Consider the following 439-nt stretch of genomic DNA (forward strand, 5'->3'; position numbering starts at 1 on the left):
GACTTTTTGAGAGTGGCGTGTTACGCGGCGTGAAGGCCTGCGTGGTTTTCTCGTTGGTAGTTGGTGTAGTGCTCGATCGGCGGGATATGCCCGAGCGAGGAATGCAACCGCTCGTGATTATACCAGTGGACCCATCCGGCTGTGGCGCGTTCCACCTCACTCCAGTTCGTCCACGTCCCCGCTTCGAAATCAATGAGTTCAGACTTGTACAGCCCGATCGTTGACTCCATCAGACCGTTGTCGTAAGCGTCGCCGACGGTGCCGATGGACCCATCCATCTGGTGGACGGCCAGCAGCCGGCGGAGATCTGTGGAGGTGTACTGTGAGCCCGCATCCGAGTGATGGATCACCCCGGCCGAATCAAAGTACGGGTCCTGGCGCTGGCGTATCGCCAGTGCCTGTCGCAGCGCACGGATGACCAAAGATTTCGTGGCTCGGG

The 439-nt window shown here is 59.7% G+C and carries 1 protein-coding gene; it reads right to left on the minus strand.

The features are described from left to right. Positions 1-20: 20 nt before the first annotated feature. Positions 21-439: integrase core domain-containing protein (locus tag HMPREF2656_RS02435; protein ID WP_141760977.1), on the minus strand; the 419-nt coding region annotated here is incomplete at its 5' end.

Source organism: Corynebacterium sp. HMSC034B08 (assembly GCF_001835805.1).
GTDB classification, from domain to species: domain Bacteria; phylum Actinomycetota; class Actinomycetes; order Mycobacteriales; family Mycobacteriaceae; genus Corynebacterium; species Corynebacterium coyleae.